The organism is Larkinella terrae, from assembly GCF_009668025.1.
Lineage (GTDB): Bacteria > Bacteroidota > Bacteroidia > Cytophagales > Spirosomataceae > Larkinella > Larkinella terrae.
This window is the reverse complement of record NZ_WJXZ01000014.1, coordinates 447,484-464,596: the sequence shown is the minus strand read 5'-3', so window position 1 is coordinate 464,596 and position 17,113 is coordinate 447,484. Positions and strand designations below refer to the sequence as shown.

11 protein-coding genes are annotated in these 17,113 nt (G+C 50.5%); 6 read left to right on the top strand and 5 right to left on the bottom strand.

The window, feature by feature from the left end; translation table 11 throughout:
• Positions 1-160: 160 nt before the first annotated feature.
• The gene (locus GJJ30_RS23810; RefSeq protein WP_154177692.1) at positions 161-1,321 is read left to right on the top strand and encodes a glycoside hydrolase family 43 protein; all 1,161 of its coding nucleotides are present in this window, start codon (positions 161-163) and stop codon (positions 1,319-1,321) included.
• Between the two features lie 24 nt (positions 1,322-1,345).
• Here GJJ30_RS23810 and GJJ30_RS23805 read toward each other — a convergent pair whose 3' ends face one another.
• Complete coding sequence (locus GJJ30_RS23805; RefSeq protein WP_154177691.1) at positions 1,346-3,706, bottom strand: ABC transporter permease; 2,361 nt, start codon at positions 3,704-3,706, stop codon at positions 1,346-1,348.
• A gap of 447 nt (positions 3,707-4,153) precedes the next feature.
• Here GJJ30_RS23805 and GJJ30_RS23800 point away from each other — a divergent pair, with 447 nt between their 5' ends.
• Positions 4,154-4,927, top strand: a complete 774-nt coding sequence (locus GJJ30_RS23800; RefSeq protein WP_154177690.1) for a LytR/AlgR family response regulator transcription factor — start codon at positions 4,154-4,156, stop codon at positions 4,925-4,927.
• A complete protein-coding gene (locus GJJ30_RS23795) occupies positions 4,912-7,974 on the top strand; it encodes a two-component regulator propeller domain-containing protein (RefSeq protein ID WP_154177689.1) in 3,063 nt (1,020 codons plus the stop codon). Before GJJ30_RS23800 ends, GJJ30_RS23795 begins: the two co-directional genes overlap by 16 nt.
• Before the next feature lie 17 nt (positions 7,975-7,991).
• Here GJJ30_RS23795 and GJJ30_RS23790 read toward each other — a convergent pair whose 3' ends face one another.
• Entirely contained in the window at positions 7,992-8,297 is a 306-nt protein-coding gene (locus GJJ30_RS23790; protein ID WP_154177688.1) for a hypothetical protein, read from the bottom strand.
• Between the two features lie 367 nt (positions 8,298-8,664).
• Between GJJ30_RS23790 and GJJ30_RS23785 the strand changes: the two genes are divergently transcribed.
• Positions 8,665-11,649 (top strand): putative Ig domain-containing protein, encoded by a 2,985-nt coding sequence (locus GJJ30_RS23785; RefSeq protein ID WP_154177687.1) that lies wholly within the window; start codon positions 8,665-8,667, stop codon positions 11,647-11,649.
• Positions 11,650-11,802: 153 nt separating this feature from the next.
• On the opposite strand, the gene GJJ30_RS23780 is transcribed toward GJJ30_RS23785, so the two are convergent.
• Positions 11,803-12,522 (bottom strand): head GIN domain-containing protein, encoded by a 720-nt coding sequence (locus GJJ30_RS23780; RefSeq protein WP_154177686.1) that lies wholly within the window; start codon positions 12,520-12,522, stop codon positions 11,803-11,805.
• A 296-nt stretch (positions 12,523-12,818) separates the two neighbouring features.
• On the opposite strand from GJJ30_RS23780, the gene GJJ30_RS23775 reads away from it, so the two are divergent.
• A complete protein-coding gene (locus tag GJJ30_RS23775) occupies positions 12,819-13,130 on the top strand; it encodes a hypothetical protein (RefSeq protein ID WP_154177685.1) in 312 nt (103 codons plus the stop codon).
• A gap of 20 nt (positions 13,131-13,150) precedes the next feature.
• Here the strand turns inward: GJJ30_RS23775 and pyrR are convergent, their stop codons facing one another.
• The gene (gene pyrR / locus GJJ30_RS23770; RefSeq protein WP_154177684.1) at positions 13,151-13,690 is read right to left on the bottom strand and encodes a bifunctional pyr operon transcriptional regulator/uracil phosphoribosyltransferase PyrR; all 540 of its coding nucleotides are present in this window, start codon (positions 13,688-13,690) and stop codon (positions 13,151-13,153) included.
• Positions 13,691-13,807: 117 nt separating this feature from the next.
• On the opposite strand from pyrR, the gene pth reads away from it, so the two are divergent.
• Positions 13,808-14,368 (top strand): aminoacyl-tRNA hydrolase, encoded by a 561-nt coding sequence (gene pth, locus GJJ30_RS23765; RefSeq protein WP_154177683.1) that lies wholly within the window; start codon positions 13,808-13,810, stop codon positions 14,366-14,368.
• A 561-nt stretch (positions 14,369-14,929) separates the two neighbouring features.
• Here the strand turns inward: pth and metG are convergent.
• Positions 14,930-17,011 carry a methionine--tRNA ligase gene (metG, locus tag GJJ30_RS23760; protein WP_154177682.1) on the bottom strand — a complete coding sequence of 694 codons (2,082 nt, stop codon included), beginning with the start codon at positions 17,009-17,011 and terminating at the stop codon, positions 14,930-14,932.
• Between the last annotated feature and the right edge of the window lie 102 nt (positions 17,012-17,113).

The following is a 17,113-nucleotide window of genomic DNA, read 5'->3' as shown; positions in this document are numbered from 1 at the left end:
TGCGATGACTAATCGTAGTATAGAATCGGCACTGGAGCAATTCGGTGCCGATTTTCGTTTATAGGCTCCGCGTGACCCCGATTCTGCTTTTTACCTAAATTTTTAGAACGTTACTTTGTCGATTGAAGTCTTGCTTTTACATCCCAATCCGATCATTCCAATGAAACGATCCGTGCTGTTTATCTTATTCGTGTATTTGATATTGGTGAAAACCGCTCCGGCACAAACCGCGCAGCGGGTAGCTACCGACACCTTTTCCAATCCGCTACCGGTGAAACTCGGCGACCCTTATATTTTATTTACGCAGGGGACGTATTACCTCTACGGGACGGGCGGTGGAGCCGACAAAGGATTTGTCACTTATTCTTCCAAAGATCTGGTGAACTGGCAACCGGAAGGGCAGGTCTACTTTCACGATAATAAAAACGGCTGGAGTGATCCCAAAGCCAGTTGGGGCGGGGCCTACTGGGCACCGGAAGTCTACGAAGTAAAAGGGAAGTTTTACCTGGTTTACAGCGCCCAGTGGAAGGTGAATCCGACCCACGAAGTAGAAAATTTCCGCGTTGGGATTGCCGTTGCCGATAAGCCCACGGGTCCTTTTGTTGACCTGACGGACAAACCCATTTTCGATCCGGGTTACCCGATCATCGATGGCAACGTCTTTTTTGATCCCAACGGCAAGGCCTATCTGTATTACTCGCGGGCCTGCTACAAACATCCTGTGGAGAGCGAAGTGGCGGATTTAGCCCGCCAGAAAGGCTGGTACAAGGAGATTGAGGAAAGCTGGGTGTACGGGGTTGAACTGAAACCGGATTTCAGCGGTGTAATCGGCCAGCCCGTTCTGGTATTGCGCCCTCCGGTTCGGCTCAATGACAGGCAGGCCGAATGGGAAAGCCGGTCGGTAACGGCCCGCGAGGTAAACCGTCGCTGGACGGAAGGTTCGGTTACGTTTAAAAAGGGGAACACCTACTACATCATGTATTCGGCGAATCATTTTGGCGGCCGGTATTATGCCATTGGTTATGCTACCTCCGCATCGCCTTTGGGCCCGTTCAAAAAAGCAGCTAACAATCCGGTTCTGCAACAGAATGTCGACAAAGGAGGGATCGTAACGGGAACCGGTCACAACAGCATCGCTTACTCCCCCGACGGCAAGGAAATGTTCTGCGTTTACCACGGCCGAACCGCCAAAACCGGTGAAGAGCGGGTGGTTTTCATTGACCGCATGCAGGTCAAAAACGGCATCATCACCATTTCCGGCCCGACCACCAGTCCGCAGAACCTTCCTTCGGGCGCGCCAAAAGCCGGTAAAAAACCGTAATGCAAGACCCGGTATTTCGACAGTTTATTCAGCTTTCAGCGTTCTGGCGGGATTGGTTTGGGCGGCTTTCCATGAAAAGTAGCCCACCGCCCCCAGAGCAACCCCGATAATGACGGATAACAGTAAGGACATCGGTAAATAGCCAATTCCGTTATTAAAAATAAAAAAGCTATTCATAAAAACGGCAACGGCAATACCGAGCGGGATGGAAATAATGGTAGCGATGGCCAGCAGTTTGATAAAGTCATTCGACATCAATTTCACGATTTCGAAGGCGGTTGCCCCGATTACTTTTCTGATGCCAATTTCCTTGGTGCGTTTCTCCAGACTGTAGGTAAGAATACCGATTAATCCTAATATTGCTATCACTAAAATGACAATTCCTTCCATGCCCGAAAACCGCATGTCTTCGTATGGATAATAGCGCTCGTACATGTCGGTATCGAGCCAGGAAGCGTTCATTTCCTGATGCGGATTGTGCTTATTCCACAGCTCATTAATCGTCGATTCCACCAATTTTCGATCGCTGACTGGGCTTGTTTTTAAACACATAACTTTAAATAAGGCGGGCTGGTACTGAAAAACCATTGGCTCTATCTTTCGTTCATAATCGTAATGGCAGAAATTAGCCACGACCCCGATAATGGTTGCCGAAACCGTATCATTCAATAGAATAAGCTTTCCAATTGCCTCCTGTTCCGAGCCAAGTCTGAGTTTTTCAACCGCCTTTTGATTGACCACAATCATAGGTGAAGGTGCTTCTGAATCACTGGCAATTAAATTCGTTCCTGACACTACATTCAGCCCCATATTCTCGATAAAATTATGATCTGCGGCATAGTAATAAGCCAGGTTTTCGGCCTCATCCTTTACCTTTTTAATGCCTGAACGCGTGGGCATATTGCCAAATGTAAGGGACGTGTAGCCGATCTTCTGCACTTCTTTAATGGCGCTTAGATCCGTGGCAAGCGGTTTATTCTGATGACCGGCCAGGTTGATGTTTAGAATATCCTGGCGGTGGTAGTTTTCATTGTCATTGGCCATGTAATTGATTTGATGGAAGGCATGTCCCATAAAAAAAATATAGACCAAAGCGATCGTAAACTGACCGATTATTAAGGATTTCCGAAAACCTATCTTGCCAAAACTCGCCGGTGATATCGCGCCTTTCAACACCTTTACGGGCTGGAAAGAAGAGAGAATTAAACTGGGAAAAGCTCCGGCTATTAAGCCCAGAATCAGATTAAATCCGAAAAATATCAGGAGCAGGTAGCCCCAATGGTCGATGTCCCAGGTCAGCCACGACACATGAATCTGGTTCTTTATCACCCACAATAAAAACAGGCCAATGCCCAGGGCCAGATACGAAATCAAGACGGAATCGACCAAAAACTGAAGAACCAGTTGGGCTTTTGTGGCGCCCGCTACTTTTCGCACACCCACTTCGCGGCTTCGGTTCATGGACCGGGCCAGTGTGAGATTGATATAATTGAGAGACGCGAGTAAAATAATGATGAGTTGAAACGCAAAATTCAGGGAGATACTTCTCACGTCCTGAACGTAAGGATCATTTTCTAAAATTTCCTTCGCCGGTGAAATCTCAGACAGGAATTGAGCTTTGAATTGCAGATTCTTATTTTCCGACGTTTTAAGTAATGTATTGATATGTACCGAGGTATTGGCCAGTAACTTATCCAGATGATCGGTAGTTGTTTCTTTTGATAGTTTTAAAAAAGTGTGCGCATGAAGCGTCGACCAGTCATTCGGTTTATTATTTCGGGTTAAATAACTGGCAAATGAAACCATTACATCTGTTCTAAACTGCGTCTTTTGCTGATTGAAAGGTTTTAAAACACCAACTATTCTAAAACTCCCGTAGGTTGAATGTTCCAGGCTTTTACCAATGGGGTTGGAATCTTTAAAAAACCATTGGGCGGTTTCCTGCGTCAGCACAATCGTATTCGGTTCCAAGGGATAAATACCTTTTTCCAATGGAAATTTAAAAACCTGAAAAAAGGATTTATCGGTATAAAGCGCGTGGCTATTTTTTGTTTTTAGCCCATTGCTTAAAACCCAGTCGAAATCCCTCACTATCGTTGTTGCGTTGTCAATACCGACAAACTTTTCTCTGACATACGTCCCGAGCGGAACCGGGCTAGACGCCCAGTTTATGACAGACCCATCTTTCTGCTTTTCGTCGGTTATAACACGCACGATTCGATCGTCGTCTTCGTGAAAGTTGTCGTACTCATAATAATTTACGATCTGAATTAACCCCATCAGAACGGATGGAATGGCCAGGCCTAGTCCCAGTATATTGATAAAGGAAAAGAGCTTGTATTTCAGGAGATTTCTCCAAGCGATTTTAACGTAATTCTGTATCATGATCGCGGGTTAGTATTTGTTGTTGAATACGGTTTTCTCGATAAATTAACTGATGCAATTAGCTGGCGTCCGTTTCCGGAAACGGATAGAATTCGTTCAAACTGGTTGGCAGCAACCGGAAAGAAAACCAAATCGTTTTGAAAAGATAGAAATCTACACCGGCAAAAAATGAATTTTGTGAGGTTTGGCAGAAATCGTTTATAACTGGTAGGCATTATGGCGCGTCACCCTAAAAAAATCGCGGCTGCATCCTGTTTCAGACTTGCAAAATCGGAGCGACTAAGGATACGATACTTCCTTTTCTTCGGAATATTGGCGTCTGTTGCCAACGACTCAATCCCGTTTCTGCGTCATTCATTTCCTCTTTTCAGGCTCTAAAGGGAATTTGTTGACTTTTTGCGGAAAAAGTCCTGAATTTAGGATTAGATTCCATTCACTTGCCCGGTTATGAAGGCCCTGATTATTGAAGATGAAGAACTAGTTGCGCTGGAACTGGCTACCAGTATCGCTCAGGTCGATCCTGACGTGAAGATTATTAAAACCGTCGGCAGTGTCAAAACCGCCCTGAACTGGCTGGCCGAGAACGCCGAGCCGGATATCATCTTTGCCGACGTGCAGCTCGCCGATGGCGTCAGTTTTCGCATCTTTGAACGGTTTCAACTTTCCTGCCCCATCATTTTCACAACGGCTTACAACGAATACGCCATCCAGGCTTTCAAGGTCAATGGCATTGATTACCTCCTGAAACCGGTGGATTGGGATGAGCTGGAATGCGCCATCGCCAAAGCCCGGACACTGGTTCGCGCCCGTTCCCATCAATCGCTGGACATTCGTAAACTGGTGGAAGCCCTCGGCAGTCCGACGCTGGTGCCTTTAACCTACAAAGAACATTTTCTGGGAAATGCCCGGAACAGTTGGGTGCCCGTTAAGGTGTCCCAGATTGCGTATTTCCTGCGCGACCAGCTGAATTTCATGGTGACCCACACCAATGAACGCTATATTCTGGAGTACGAAACACTCGACCAGATTGAAGAGTTGATCGATCCCAACCGGTTTTACCGGGCCAATCGCCAGTGTATCGTCAACATCGATGCCGTCCATCAGGTAAAGGGATTGGCGAATCTGAAACTCCATCTGAAACTGAAAGCCCCCAATCACCAGTTCAACATTGAAATCAGCCGCGACAAAGCTCCTTCGTTCAAAAAATGGCTGGAAAAATAAGCGTTCACGTCCGGCTGGTGGTTTGGCTCGTGATTGGATTAGCCGGACTGGCTCGCTCAAAAGCCGCCCGGAATCAACCGGTACAATTCGAATTCCGGCATATTCAGGAAAAAGATGGTCTTTCGATCAATTTCACCACCTGCTTTCTGCAGGATCGCGACGGTTTTCTATGGGTCGGCACGTTCGACGGACTGAATCGGTATGACGGGGTTCGGTTTCATGCGTTTAAACACCAGCGGAATGATCCCCAGTCGCTGCTGAACAACACGATCCACGATCTTTGTGAAGATCACCAGGGCAATATCTGGATCGCCCTGGATAACGGCCTCAGTTGCTACAACAAAGCCACCGGCCGGTTTCGGAATATTACGTCCGTTGACGGGCACAAATTGGGGTTTACCAGCAATGTACTCACCGACCGTCGGGGTGACGTCTGGTTTACGAGTACCGGCGTCGGCCTGCACCGGTACAACACCCGGACGGGGCAAATGGAGTATTTTCCCTTCCACAAAGGGGACAATCCCCGCACGGCGTTGCGGGAAATTGCGAAAAACGGGCTCCTGGAAGATCCCCACCGCCACGGATTCTGGCTCGCTCATTGGCGTGGGCTTTCCTATTTCGACGCCGACCAGCAGGAATTCATCAGTCAGGCCAATAATCCCGGGCATCTCCCCATCTTTACCGATCACAGCGTGTCGGCACTGGCGCTGGACGGCGAACGGCTGATTTTTTCGGACAATACCGCACGTCAGATCGTCGTTTTCAGCCTTGCCCAACGCCGAATCTTAAAAACGATTGCGCCTACAAGTCACCAGAAAAAGCGGGATGTATTCGACATGGCCACCATTTTTGTGGACCGGCAGCATAACCTCTGGACGAGCTCGTGGAATTACCTGCTGTTTCACATCTCGGCTGATTACGAACAGGTTACCGAGCTGGAACACGACGAGGACCGTCCTACTTCGATTGCGGGCGGTTTTTTCTGGGCGGGGTGGCAACACCCCGATGGCTCGGTCTGGCTCGGTACGGTGAATGGTATTTCGCTCACAAATCCCGAACGGGCCTTTTACAATGTGTACAATATCGGCACCCTCTTTCCTGCCCTGAACGACGAACGCGGCATCCACTGCATTGTGGAAGACGATGATGGGTCCTGGTGGCTGGGAACCTCCATTCGGGGATTGCTGCATTATTTCCCGCAAACCAACCGGCTCGAAATTTACCGGCTGCCCAACGCAAGCGCGGAGCGGCCGTACGGCAGGGTCATTTCTTCGATAGCCCGCTCCGGCGAAACGCTTTATCTGGCGGGCGAAACCGGCCTGTTCACGTTTGACACGAAGACCCGGCGGTTTTCCGACCTGCCCCTGCCGCCCAGCATCCGGCGGCAGAACGTCAGAGTCTGGAATATTCTGAAAGAAGGCGAAACGCTTTGGGTGACGGGCGAATCCAAAGAGGCTTACCGGTACCATTTCCTCAACCGGCAGTGGGAGACGTTTTCCATTACGCCCCCTCCCGGCCGGGATCAATTTATGCTGAGTTACATCTTCAAGGATCGGCACAATACGATTTGGGTTGACGTGTATCCGGCCGGAATCGCACGGTTTTCGCCCCAATTGAATACGTTCGAACTGGACGAACACACCCGGGATCATCCGTATGAAAAAAGCGTTTCTGACATCACCGAAGATTCAGCGGGTAATTTCTGGATGAGCACCAACGGTTTCGGATTATTGCGGTATAATCCGCGGACACACCGGTATACAAACTGGACAGAAAACGAGGGGCTGGCGTACGACCACTGTCTGGCGGTTTTACCGGACGCTTTCGGCAACATCTGGGTGGGAGCTTACAACAAGTTTTCGGTCTTTTCGCCCCGCACCAACCGGTTCGTCAATTTCACCCTGCCGTATAGTTCCTCCAACCAGGAGTATTTAAACAAGCTGTTTCCGCTTCGCAACGGACATATTCTGGGAGCGCTCAAAGGCTATCTGGTCGAGTTTTCGCCCGAGAAACTGGTAAAACAACCTCCTTATTTGCCAAGTCAGTTGCTGATAAGCCAGGTCACCGTCGGCGACTCCCTTTATCTCAACCATCAGGACTTAACGCAAGTCAATCTGAAAGCGGACGAAACCGGTTTTACGGTCCATTTCGGGGCGCTCCTCTCGGATTCACACACGCCGTTTGACTATTTTTACCAACTGGAAGGGTATGAAGACTGGAAACCGGCCGGTGAACTTCGTTACGCCGTCTACAACCGCATGCCCGGCGGTAACTATTTGTTTCGGATCAAAGGCGTTGCGCCCGACGGCCGGGAAACCCCCGTCAAAACCCTGCCCATTCACCTGGCTACTCTGTTCTACCAGACAGCCGGATTCTGGGTGAGTATTGCCGTGGCTTTGCTGGGATTGGCCATCGGATTTTTGCGGTACCGGGCCCGGCAGATTGAAAAGGTCCACACCCTCCACATGCAGGCCAGCCGACTCGCCCGCGACAAGACCGAAATTCAGTACCAAAACCTGATCAATCACCTTAATCCCCACTTTCTATTCAACAGCCTGACCTCGCTCAACAGCCTGATCATCCTGAATCCGCGGGAGGCCTCCGCCTTCCTGCGCAAGCTGTCGATTATTTACCGGTATATTCTTCAGAACAAGGACAAGGAACTAGTGAGCCTGGCCGATGAATTGAGTTTTGTCCAGCATTACATTGATTTACAGCGGGCGCGGTTCAAAGAGGGCCTGAACATTGCAATCGAGGTCGATCCCGACAACCTGTCGCGACAGATCGTGCCGGTTACGATTCAGAACTTGCTCGAGAATGCGATCAAACACAACATCATCGACAAAGCAAGTCCGCTTGTGATCCGTATTTACACGCGGGAGCATACCCTTTGGATCGAAAATTCCCTGCAACGGAAAGAGTTTGTCGAAACGTCCCACAAACAGGGATTGGCCAGTCTCAAATCGCTCTATCAATACCTCAGCCAGCGCGACCTCACCATTTCCGAAACCGCCACGCACTTTATCGTCGGCGTCCCTTTGCTCTGAGCGGTTTCTGGATTTTGTCATTGCCAGTGTACCTTGCCAAAGAGAAGCATGGCCAGGAATATCAACGGCCAGGCCAGAATGGATAATCCTAAAACGCCAAACCCCGCCAGCGACCGCTCCTGAACGATCGCCAGGTGATACGCCCAGCCGAGCAGCGCCAGAATGGTTGCCAGACCCGTCAGCACGATCCAGTCGTTAATCCGGCTGTGAGAAGGTCCCATTCCCGTCAGAACACCCCAGAAGTTCAGGACAAAATAGAAGGTGGTGATCAGCGCATTCAAAACCAGCGGGACGGCAAAAACGATTTTAAGGATCGGACTCATGAGCAGGGTTGTGATTAAATAGTTGTCAGAATGAACGATTTCATTTGTCATTCGCAGGCAATCCAAAGCTACATATCGTGACCGGTCCGGTTCAAAGAGGACTTGGTAAAAGGCGACTTTGGGGTAATCAATGACGCAGTTAGCCCGATGAATTGCGATTGGGAATAAAGTTCGCCTTTCCCGTAGCCGGACGGTTTTCGGTCGGATCAGGGTATCGTTTGCCGGGAAAACCGCCACGATCGAACGGCAAAATGCTACGATTCGTTGGCAGTCCTGCGTCATTAATCAGGTTTTTTTTGAGCCGTCGCCGGGTGAAGGGCCAACTTTGGAACGAACAACAATACGAACCGTTTCAAAACCGCTCCTTATGCTCTCTCTACCCGTACGCTTTATTAACCGACAAAACGGTGTCATCCTCTGCCTGCTCATCGGGCTGCTCAGTGCGCGTCCAATTTTTGCCAATAAGGTCAGTTTAGGTGATCCGGCCCTCATTACAGCGGTCACCGTGCAGGGCACCTCGTTTTGTCAGGGATCTGAGGTCGCTATAACGATGGAGGTAACCAATATGCCCAAGAAGGTCCAATACAATATTTACCTGTCGGACGCGCAGGGAAAATATTCCAGTCCGAAATACCTCGACGCGGTTGACGAACCCAAAGCGACCATTACACTCCCGGACAACCTGGAACCCGGGACCAAGTATACGCTTTTAGTCCAGGCGAAAGACATTCAGGACCCCGCTCATTCTAAATACCTTGATTCCAGGAACAGTGGGGCGTTTACCGTTCTTCCCCGTCTGGGGAAACCCGTCATCAGTGCGTACTATTTGTGTGGTACGGGATTTATAACCCTTCAGGCTTCCGCTAACTGTATTTCGGATGGCATCCCAACCTACTACATTGAGTTATCCGACGAAAACGGAAATTTTCCGGGCTATACGATTGCGACGGGTTTTAAAAAAACCGGTTCGATAACGATTCCGACATCGGGGCCATTCAAGGCCGGTACGTACCGGATTCGACTTCAGGGCGAGCACGTCACCAGCGAGCCTAGCGATCTCTTCACGGTGACAGGTTTTACTTTTTCAGGGGCGCCCTCCCTGACCAATGTGCCAACGTGTACGGGGGGTACCATCGGAATCAGTTTCAGCGCAGGTTGCGGGGGCGTCTTTCAAGCGAATGATCCTTTCGACTATACGCCTTTTCTCTCTGACGCAAAAGGCGATTTCGCCAATCCGCTTCAGTTGCTTATGACCCAGGAAAAACCGGGCTTAGGCACCATCGAATTGCCAAATAACCTTCCCAAGGGCCAGTACCGCATCAAGCTGCGGGCCAACGGCGGGGGATTTACCCAGGATAGTCCCGCCAGCGCACCCTTTACGGTGGATGCCATCGGGAATGGTGAGGTTGCCCTGCAGTTGTCGGGCACGCAATTTTGTTCCGGAAATGCGGTTTCTGTAAAAATCATGACCCACTGTTTACCTCAGGATGCCAAGCTTGCCATGCTCATTTCTGATGCGCAGGGGAACTTCACCAATACTAACTTTCAACCCCTCGAAATTAGTCCCAACAACGCTACTTTCGAAAAACAAATCCTTTTGGTTGGTCCGGATAAAAACACCCAACAATTAGCCTTACTGCCAGACGGAAACGCCTATAAAATCGCAGCCCTGGTGGTCCCCCAACTCGGAACCGAATACCTGGTCGAGTCATCATCCTTTGCCATTAATCAGGCCACCTGTGCCACCCAGCCCCTACAGGCAATCCCGAAAAAGTTGGACAATTTTTCGACCACCTCGGCGATCCCCTCCGCGACGAAGTCCCTCGTTATTCAGCAAGCCAACCCAAAGGCCGAATACGCGTACGGGGTGAACATTCTCGGCGATTACGAAATTTCGTTTGACAACATCAACTATGGCTCCGGATTTTTTAACCTAACCAAAGAAGAAAGTGTCATTTTTAAAGAACACCCGATGCTGGTTCGCCTAAAAGCCGGTTTACCAGCCGGGCCTCATTATGGACTAATCAGTGTTTCGATCGGCAACGGGACCGGTGAATGGGTCATTGTTCCACTTTCCGGCGTTGTGACGGTGGGTAACAGCAACCCCAACCTGGTCCCGGTTTATCAGGGATCATTTACCAATCAGGTTGTCCAGTCGGGTAGCGCGGTCAATTTTACCCTGCCAACGAATGCGTTCTCCGACCCCGAAGGCCAATCACTGGTCTGGTCCGCCAGCGGTTTACCCAGCGGCCTGACTCTTTCCAACCAAACCATTGCCGGCACGGCCAATCAACCCGGTACATACCCCGTCACCATTACCGCCACCGACCCGGGCGGACTGAAGGCGCAGGGCGGTTTTACCCTCACGGTCAACGTCAGTGGCGGAGGCATTGGCGGGAACTTTGAAGGGTATCTGGACAAAGTGGAATGTGGTTCTTTCCGGGGCTGGGCCTGGGACGCGGCCAAACCAAATAGCCCCGTCACCATCGAGTTTTCGGCGGATGGCGCTATCGTGGGAACTACCGTCGCCAGTATTTTCCGGGATGACCTGAAAAATTCCGGCAAGGGAAATGGCGCCCACGCCTACAGCTTTTCGACGCCCGCTAGCCTGAAAGACGGAAAGCCGCACCTCATCACCGCGAAAGTCGAGAACACCGGTTTCATCCTGAAATGGGCTCCGAAAACCCTCCAGTGCGCCAATGAAAACCCCAATCCGGGAAATCCGCCGGTCGATCCCAATCCGGGCAACCCACCCCTCAGCGATAGTCAGTTTGAAGGGTATCTGGATAAGGTGGAATGCGGTACGATCCGGGGCTGGGTTTGGGATGCAACCAAACCCAACACTCCGGTAACCATCGAGTTTTACACCGGTAATACGGTTTGGGGCACTACGTCGGCCAACATCTACCGTCCGGACCTGAAGGACGCCAAGAAAGGAAATGGGGAGCATGCGTACAGTTTTCCGGTGCCGGATGCTCTGAAAGATGGCCAATCCCGGCTGATGTACGCGCGGGTAGCCGGTTCCAGTTATGTCCTCAAATGGTCGGGCAAGGCACTGGTGTGTCCAGCGGGCGGGCGGTTATCCGCCGAATTGGGGGCCGAATTGGAGGTTAGGGTTTTGGGAAACCCGGTTTCCGAGCAGGTGCAGGCGGAAGTGCGCGGGGCCGAAGATCAGCCGCTGGATGTCCAACTCCTGGATGGCAACGGCCGTCTGGTTCAGCAGATTCAGTTTGAAAAAGGTGAAGCGACGCAGGTTGTGACGCTGGATGTGCGGCAACAACCCCAGGGCCTCCTTTTGCTGCGGGTATCGGGCGGGCTCCGGCAGGTCGTCCGGAAAATCGTTAAACGGTAGGAAATCCGCCAAGCCTGTCTATTGGCCTGTCGTCAACATAAAAAAAACCTCCTTTCTTCGTTTGAGCATCACAGCCAAAGTCCGAAAGGCGGTTCTTTTTTCGGTTTAAAATCTTTCTTCTCTATTCTAACTTCTAACCTCTGCGGTAAGCCATCAATCCTGCCGGACCGTGCTGGAACCCGAGGTATTGGATTTGATAACCGGTGTTCCCCGGTACCGGACGCTGCTGGCTCCGCTGGCAGTTACATTAAGCCGCTTCGACACTTTGACGCGGGCGGTGCTGGCACCTGATAAATCGAGTTCGGCTTCATCGACCGGATAGTCGAAGGCTTCAATTTTACTGGCGCCCGACAGATCGCCGATCAATAAACCGCTGGCTCCTTCCAGATCGAGATCGGATGCCCCCGACAGATCAATGTTGGTCCGGTCGGCATCGAGATCAAAACTGGCCCGCGAAGCACCGGAGAGCTTGATATCCAGCTCGCGCAGGCCCTGAAAACCGCTCACGTCGGAACGGGCTGCGCCCGAAAAATCCACTCCCCTGAGCGTCGGCATCGTAATGGTGATGTTCATATCGTACCGGCGGTTTCTCGAATTATTCCGGTATTTGGCGCGCAGCGTGCCGTTGCTCGTAAAAATATCGAGGTCATCGAGGTCCCGACGGTTTCCGCGGGCTTCAATGCTGTACGAACTGCCCGCCCGAACGGTGATGTTGAAGGCGCTGCCCATATCCAGGCGATCGAAGTTGGTCAATCCGTACGAACGGTCGTCTTCTTCGTAAGGGCCGATTCGTTCAAAGTCGCAGGAGGTCAGCGACACCAGGGCCAGCATAAAAAAAGCGGAAAGAATGGCGGAGAATTTCATAGTTGTCATAGCAATTTGTAAGTGCATTTGTTGTTTTATGCCGCTATGACCCGCGTAAGAAACTGTACCCCTACGCGAAACTGAAACTTTTTTACCGGCGCTCGATAAGTTCCGATTGATACCCGAACGAGAGTAAAGAATGCCGCTAAAATCCCGCTTGAGGCAGAAGCGATTAAAACCGCATTAACCGCCGGTTTTTGCAATTATAATGCAGTTAAAAACAGACTTTCAGGGAGGTTACCATTTGGTAGGAATAAAGGATTTGATCAACTTGCTGCCGCGATCATATAAACGGTCCAACTACCATGCTCTATATAATCACCCTGCTTGTAACTCTTCTGATTGTCGTTTGCTGCATCGTCATCGATAGCATCAGCTATTACCTGCGCCTGAAGAATGAACTGGTTGATGCACTGATGAAAGTTTGCATCAACCAGGATGCAGACCTGAAACTGCAGACGATTCTGATCGGGCAACAAGGTGCCCTGAGCGATGAGCAGTTGCTGCACCAGCTGACGGACTGGCTGAAATCCAACGGCGGATACCGCCCGATGGAAACGCAGAATTTGCTGGAGAAACAATACGCAAAACGCTGGATGATGAACGAGGTTTTCTAGGCCGAACCACTTCCAGTCATTTACTCCATCAACCAGATCCGATCGGTTTCGGCCCCCTGCTCCGTCCACTCAACCAGTACCCGCTGCGATTCCAGGGTGTTGACGCGCTTGCCGATATAATCGGGCTTGATGGGCAGATCGCGGTTGTAGCGCCGGTCGATCAGCACCAGTAATTCCACCGAACGAGGGCGACCAAAAGCCGTCATGGAGTCGAGTGCGGCCCGCACCATCCGCCCCGTTGCAATCACATCATCGACCAGAATTACCTTCTTATTCTCAATCAGAAACGGCACATTCGTTGTGTTGGGCCGCAGGGGTGATTCCCGCCGGCGAAAATCGTCACGGTAAAAAGTCGCATCCAGGTAACCCAGCGGTATTTCTTTCTGCAACGTCCGACTCAATTCATGCACGATCCGTTTGGCAAAATAAATGCCGCGCGGCTGCATCCCCAGCACGACCGTTTCGGCAAAATCCTGATGATTTTCAATCAGTTCCTGACATAACCGGCTGATAACAATCTCCAGCAGCGGGCTGGCAAGGATAAGGCGTTTTTGATTCATGAACGAAAGATAGTAGTCGGTTTTCAGTTTTCGGTTTCCGGCGGGTGTTTTTTGTTGAAAGGTTTCTGCGAACTTTGCAGCCACTACCACTGGACGGACAACTCAAAACGGTTTTCTATGAAATTTCTGATCACGGGGCTTGGCAACATTGGCCCGGAATATATGCTGACCCGCCACAATGCCGGTTTTATGGTCGTGGATCGCCTGGCGGCTCAATACGGTTTTTCGTTTTCACTGAATCGGCTGGCCTACACGGCCGAATGGCGTCATAAGGGCAAAATTATTCACCTGATCAAACCAACGACGTACATGAATCTGAGTGGTCGGGCTGTTAGCTCGTATTTGAAACAGTTTGACATCCCGGTTGAAAATCTGCTGGTTATTACGGATGACAAGGATTTACCGTTCGGAAAATTACGCCTGAAACCCAAAGGATCGGCGGGCGGACACAACGGACTGCGCAGCATCGACGAGGTGCTGGGCACGCAGGAATACGCCCGGCTGCGGTTCGGAATTGGCAATGATTTTTCGAAAGGTCGGCAGGTCGATTTCGTTTTGGGGAAATTTCCGGCGGACGAAATGGAAGCCTTGCCGCAGCATCTGGACCGGGCCGGTGACGCCGTCATCAGTTTTTGTACTTCCGGCCTGCAGCACACGATGAATTTTTTCAACCAATAATAGAACTATTTAAAGATTTTTTCATTTTTTTAAATAAAAATTTCCTTTGGCTAAATTGTGCGATTTGTAGTATTTTGTTTTAAAATAACGCATAAAATGCGTAGAAAAGGCTCTATAACGTCTTACAAATCAATACCATACCAAGCACTTAGCGGAATATTATTTAAAAATAAAATTTGTACTCTAAAAATTTATTGCGATATTTGTACTGTTCTTCAACGGAAGGGCAATTGAACAAAATCAGGAAATTAGTCGTTACTTTAGAATAATCTGATTCTGTTTTGTTACTTCTGAAATGTTGTTCCGTCTTAAGTATAGTTCTTACAGAAAACGAGCTGACGATATAACAAAAAAGAAGATAAGTTCTTTAAGAAGAAAAGGTTAAGGGTTTAGGAATAGTCAGTATAAAGCCTCTCGCAATGATCGGGAGGCTTTATCTTTTTGTAGCAGTCCTGAACTGGGATTGCGCGGATTAAATGATTAATAGGATATAAAGATTGCGGTAGCGAATTCCAGTTAATCCTTTAATCTGCGAAATCCCAGTTCAGGACAGTTCAGGTCTTATGAAACCGCCCCCCCATTCCAAACCGCCTTGTCCGGGCCAATCAGCGACAGGCTGCCGTCGCGGTCTTCCGCCATCAGAATCATTCCCTGCGATTCGAGTCCCATCATTTTGCGCGGGGCCAGATTGGCCAGGAATGTCACCTGAACGCCAATGAGTTTTTCGGGTTCGAAATGCTTGGCAATTCCGCTCAGAATCTGGCGCGTACTGGTTCCGTCGTCCACTTTCAGCTTCAGGAGTTTATCGCTTTTCGGGACACGCTCGGCTTCCAGAATCGTTCCGATGCGAATATCCATCTTGGCAAAATCGTCGTACTGAATCGCCGGTTTGGCTTCCGGTACGGTTTTGACGGCCAGTTCGTTCATGCGTTTGGCTTCGTGCAGTTTATTGATTTGTTGATTGATGACGTCATCTTCCAGTTTTTCAAACAGCAAAACCGCTTCGCCCAATCCGTGCCCGTGCGGCAGCAAATCTGATTTTCCGGCGTTAATCCAGTGAAAAGCCGTGCCCGTCGGATCTTCCGGCGTGCTGTTCGCGGTGTTCAGTAACTTGCGTAACTTTTCGGCCGTAAATGGCAGAAAAGGCTCACAGACGATGCTCAAATTGGCCGAAATCTGGAGGGCAATATTCAGAATGGTTTGCACGCGCGGCAGATCGGTTTTGGCGACTTTCCACGGCTCGGTTTCGGCCAGGTATTTATTGCCCAGCCGCGCCAGATCCATTAAATAGGTCAATGCTTCCCGGAACCGGTATTGCTCAATCGCCTGACCGATCCGGTCCGGAAACTGCGCCAGCTCGTCCAGAACCGCCTGATCGGTTCCGGTCAGTTCGCCCCTCGTCGGCACTTTTCCTTCGCAGAATTTCTGCGTCAGCACCACCGCCCGGTTCACAAAATTACCAAAAATGCCCACCAGCTCGCTGTTGTTGCGGGTCTGAAAATCCTTCCATGTAAACTCGCTGTCTTTGGTTTCGGGGCCATTGGCCGCCAGCACATACCGCAACACATCCTGTTTACCTGGCAGTTCATCGAGGTATTCGTGCAGCCAGACCGCCCAGTTCCGCGAAGTCGAAATTTTGTCGCCTTCCAGGTTCATGAACTCGTTGGCGGGTACATTGTCGGCTAGGATGTAACTGCCTTCGTGCATCAGCATCGCCGGGAAAATGATGCAGTGGAACACGATGTTGTCTTTCCCGATAAAATGAACCAGTTTCGTGTCCTTATCGCGCCAGTAAAGCTCCCAGTCGCGGCCCTGTTGCTCGGCCCATTCCTTCGTCATCGAAATGTAGCCGATCGGCGCATCGAACCAGACGTACAGCACCTTGCCTTCGGTATCGGGCAGCGGCACTTTGATGCCCCAGTCGAGGTCGCGGGTCATGGCCCGGGGCCGCAGCCCCTCTTTCAGCCACGACTGGCACTGCCCCATCACATTGGTTTTCCACTCCGGATGGCTGTTGACGTATTCTTCGATGCGCGGTTGCATCCGGTCCAGCGGCAAGTACCAGTTTTTGGTGGCCTTCAAAACCGGTTTGGAACCGGAGAGCATCGAGCGCAGCGGTTCTTTCAACTCCGTGGGGCTCAACGTGGATCCGCAGTTTTCGCACTGGTCACCGTATGCATTGGGGTTTCCACAAACCGGGCAAACGCCCACGATGTAGCGGTCGGCCAGAAATTGCTTCGCCGATTCGTCGTAATACTGTTCGGTGATTTCTTCCGTAAAATTTCCAGAATTGTACAGATTGAGGAAAAACTCCCGCGAGGTTTCGTGGTGAATCGGTTTCGACGTCCGCGAATACAGGTCGAACGAAATCCCGAATTCCTCAAACGAACGTTTGATCTGCACGTAATATTTATCCACCACTTCCTGGGGCGTAATGCCCTCTTTCTGCGCGCGGATGGTAATGGGTACGCCGTGTTCGTCGGTGCCACTGATGAAGGCCACGTCCTTGCCGGTGGCCCGCAGATACCGCACGTAAATATCGGCGGGCAGGTAACAACCGGCGATGTGTCCGATGTGAATCGGGCCGTTGGCGTAAATCAGGGCCGCCGTGACGGTATAGCGTTGCGGATTTTCGAGTGACATGTTGGTCGGTTTACGGTTTTCCGTTTACGGTTTATACGGGAAACAAACGGCGGTTCCCAAAAGTAACTCGTCAACTTCAAACCTAATTTTGGCGCGAAATTA

Excerpts from the sequence above, each read along its gene's own strand:
- GJJ30_RS23810 (WP_154177692.1), top strand. The coding sequence starts at position 161 with ATGAAACGATCCGTGCTGTTTATCTTATTCGTGTATTTGATATTGGTG.
- GJJ30_RS23805 (WP_154177691.1), bottom strand. The coding sequence starts at position 3,706 with ATGATACAGAATTACGTTAAAATCGCTTGGAGAAATCTCCTGAAATAC.
- GJJ30_RS23800 (WP_154177690.1), top strand. The coding sequence starts at position 4,154 with ATGAAGGCCCTGATTATTGAAGATGAAGAACTAGTTGCGCTGGAACTG.
- GJJ30_RS23795 (WP_154177689.1), top strand. The coding sequence starts at position 4,912 with ATGGCTGGAAAAATAAGCGTTCACGTCCGGCTGGTGGTTTGGCTCGTG.
- GJJ30_RS23790 (WP_154177688.1), bottom strand. The coding sequence starts at position 8,297 with ATGAGTCCGATCCTTAAAATCGTTTTTGCCGTCCCGCTGGTTTTGAAT.
- GJJ30_RS23785 (WP_154177687.1), top strand. The coding sequence starts at position 8,665 with ATGCTCTCTCTACCCGTACGCTTTATTAACCGACAAAACGGTGTCATC.
- GJJ30_RS23780 (WP_154177686.1), bottom strand. The coding sequence starts at position 12,522 with ATGACAACTATGAAATTCTCCGCCATTCTTTCCGCTTTTTTTATGCTG.
- GJJ30_RS23775 (WP_154177685.1), top strand. The coding sequence starts at position 12,819 with ATGCTCTATATAATCACCCTGCTTGTAACTCTTCTGATTGTCGTTTGC.
- pyrR (WP_154177684.1), bottom strand. The coding sequence starts at position 13,690 with ATGAATCAAAAACGCCTTATCCTTGCCAGCCCGCTGCTGGAGATTGTT.
- pth (WP_154177683.1), top strand. The coding sequence starts at position 13,808 with ATGAAATTTCTGATCACGGGGCTTGGCAACATTGGCCCGGAATATATG.
- metG (WP_154177682.1), bottom strand. The coding sequence starts at position 17,011 with ATGTCACTCGAAAATCCGCAACGCTATACCGTCACGGCGGCCCTGATT.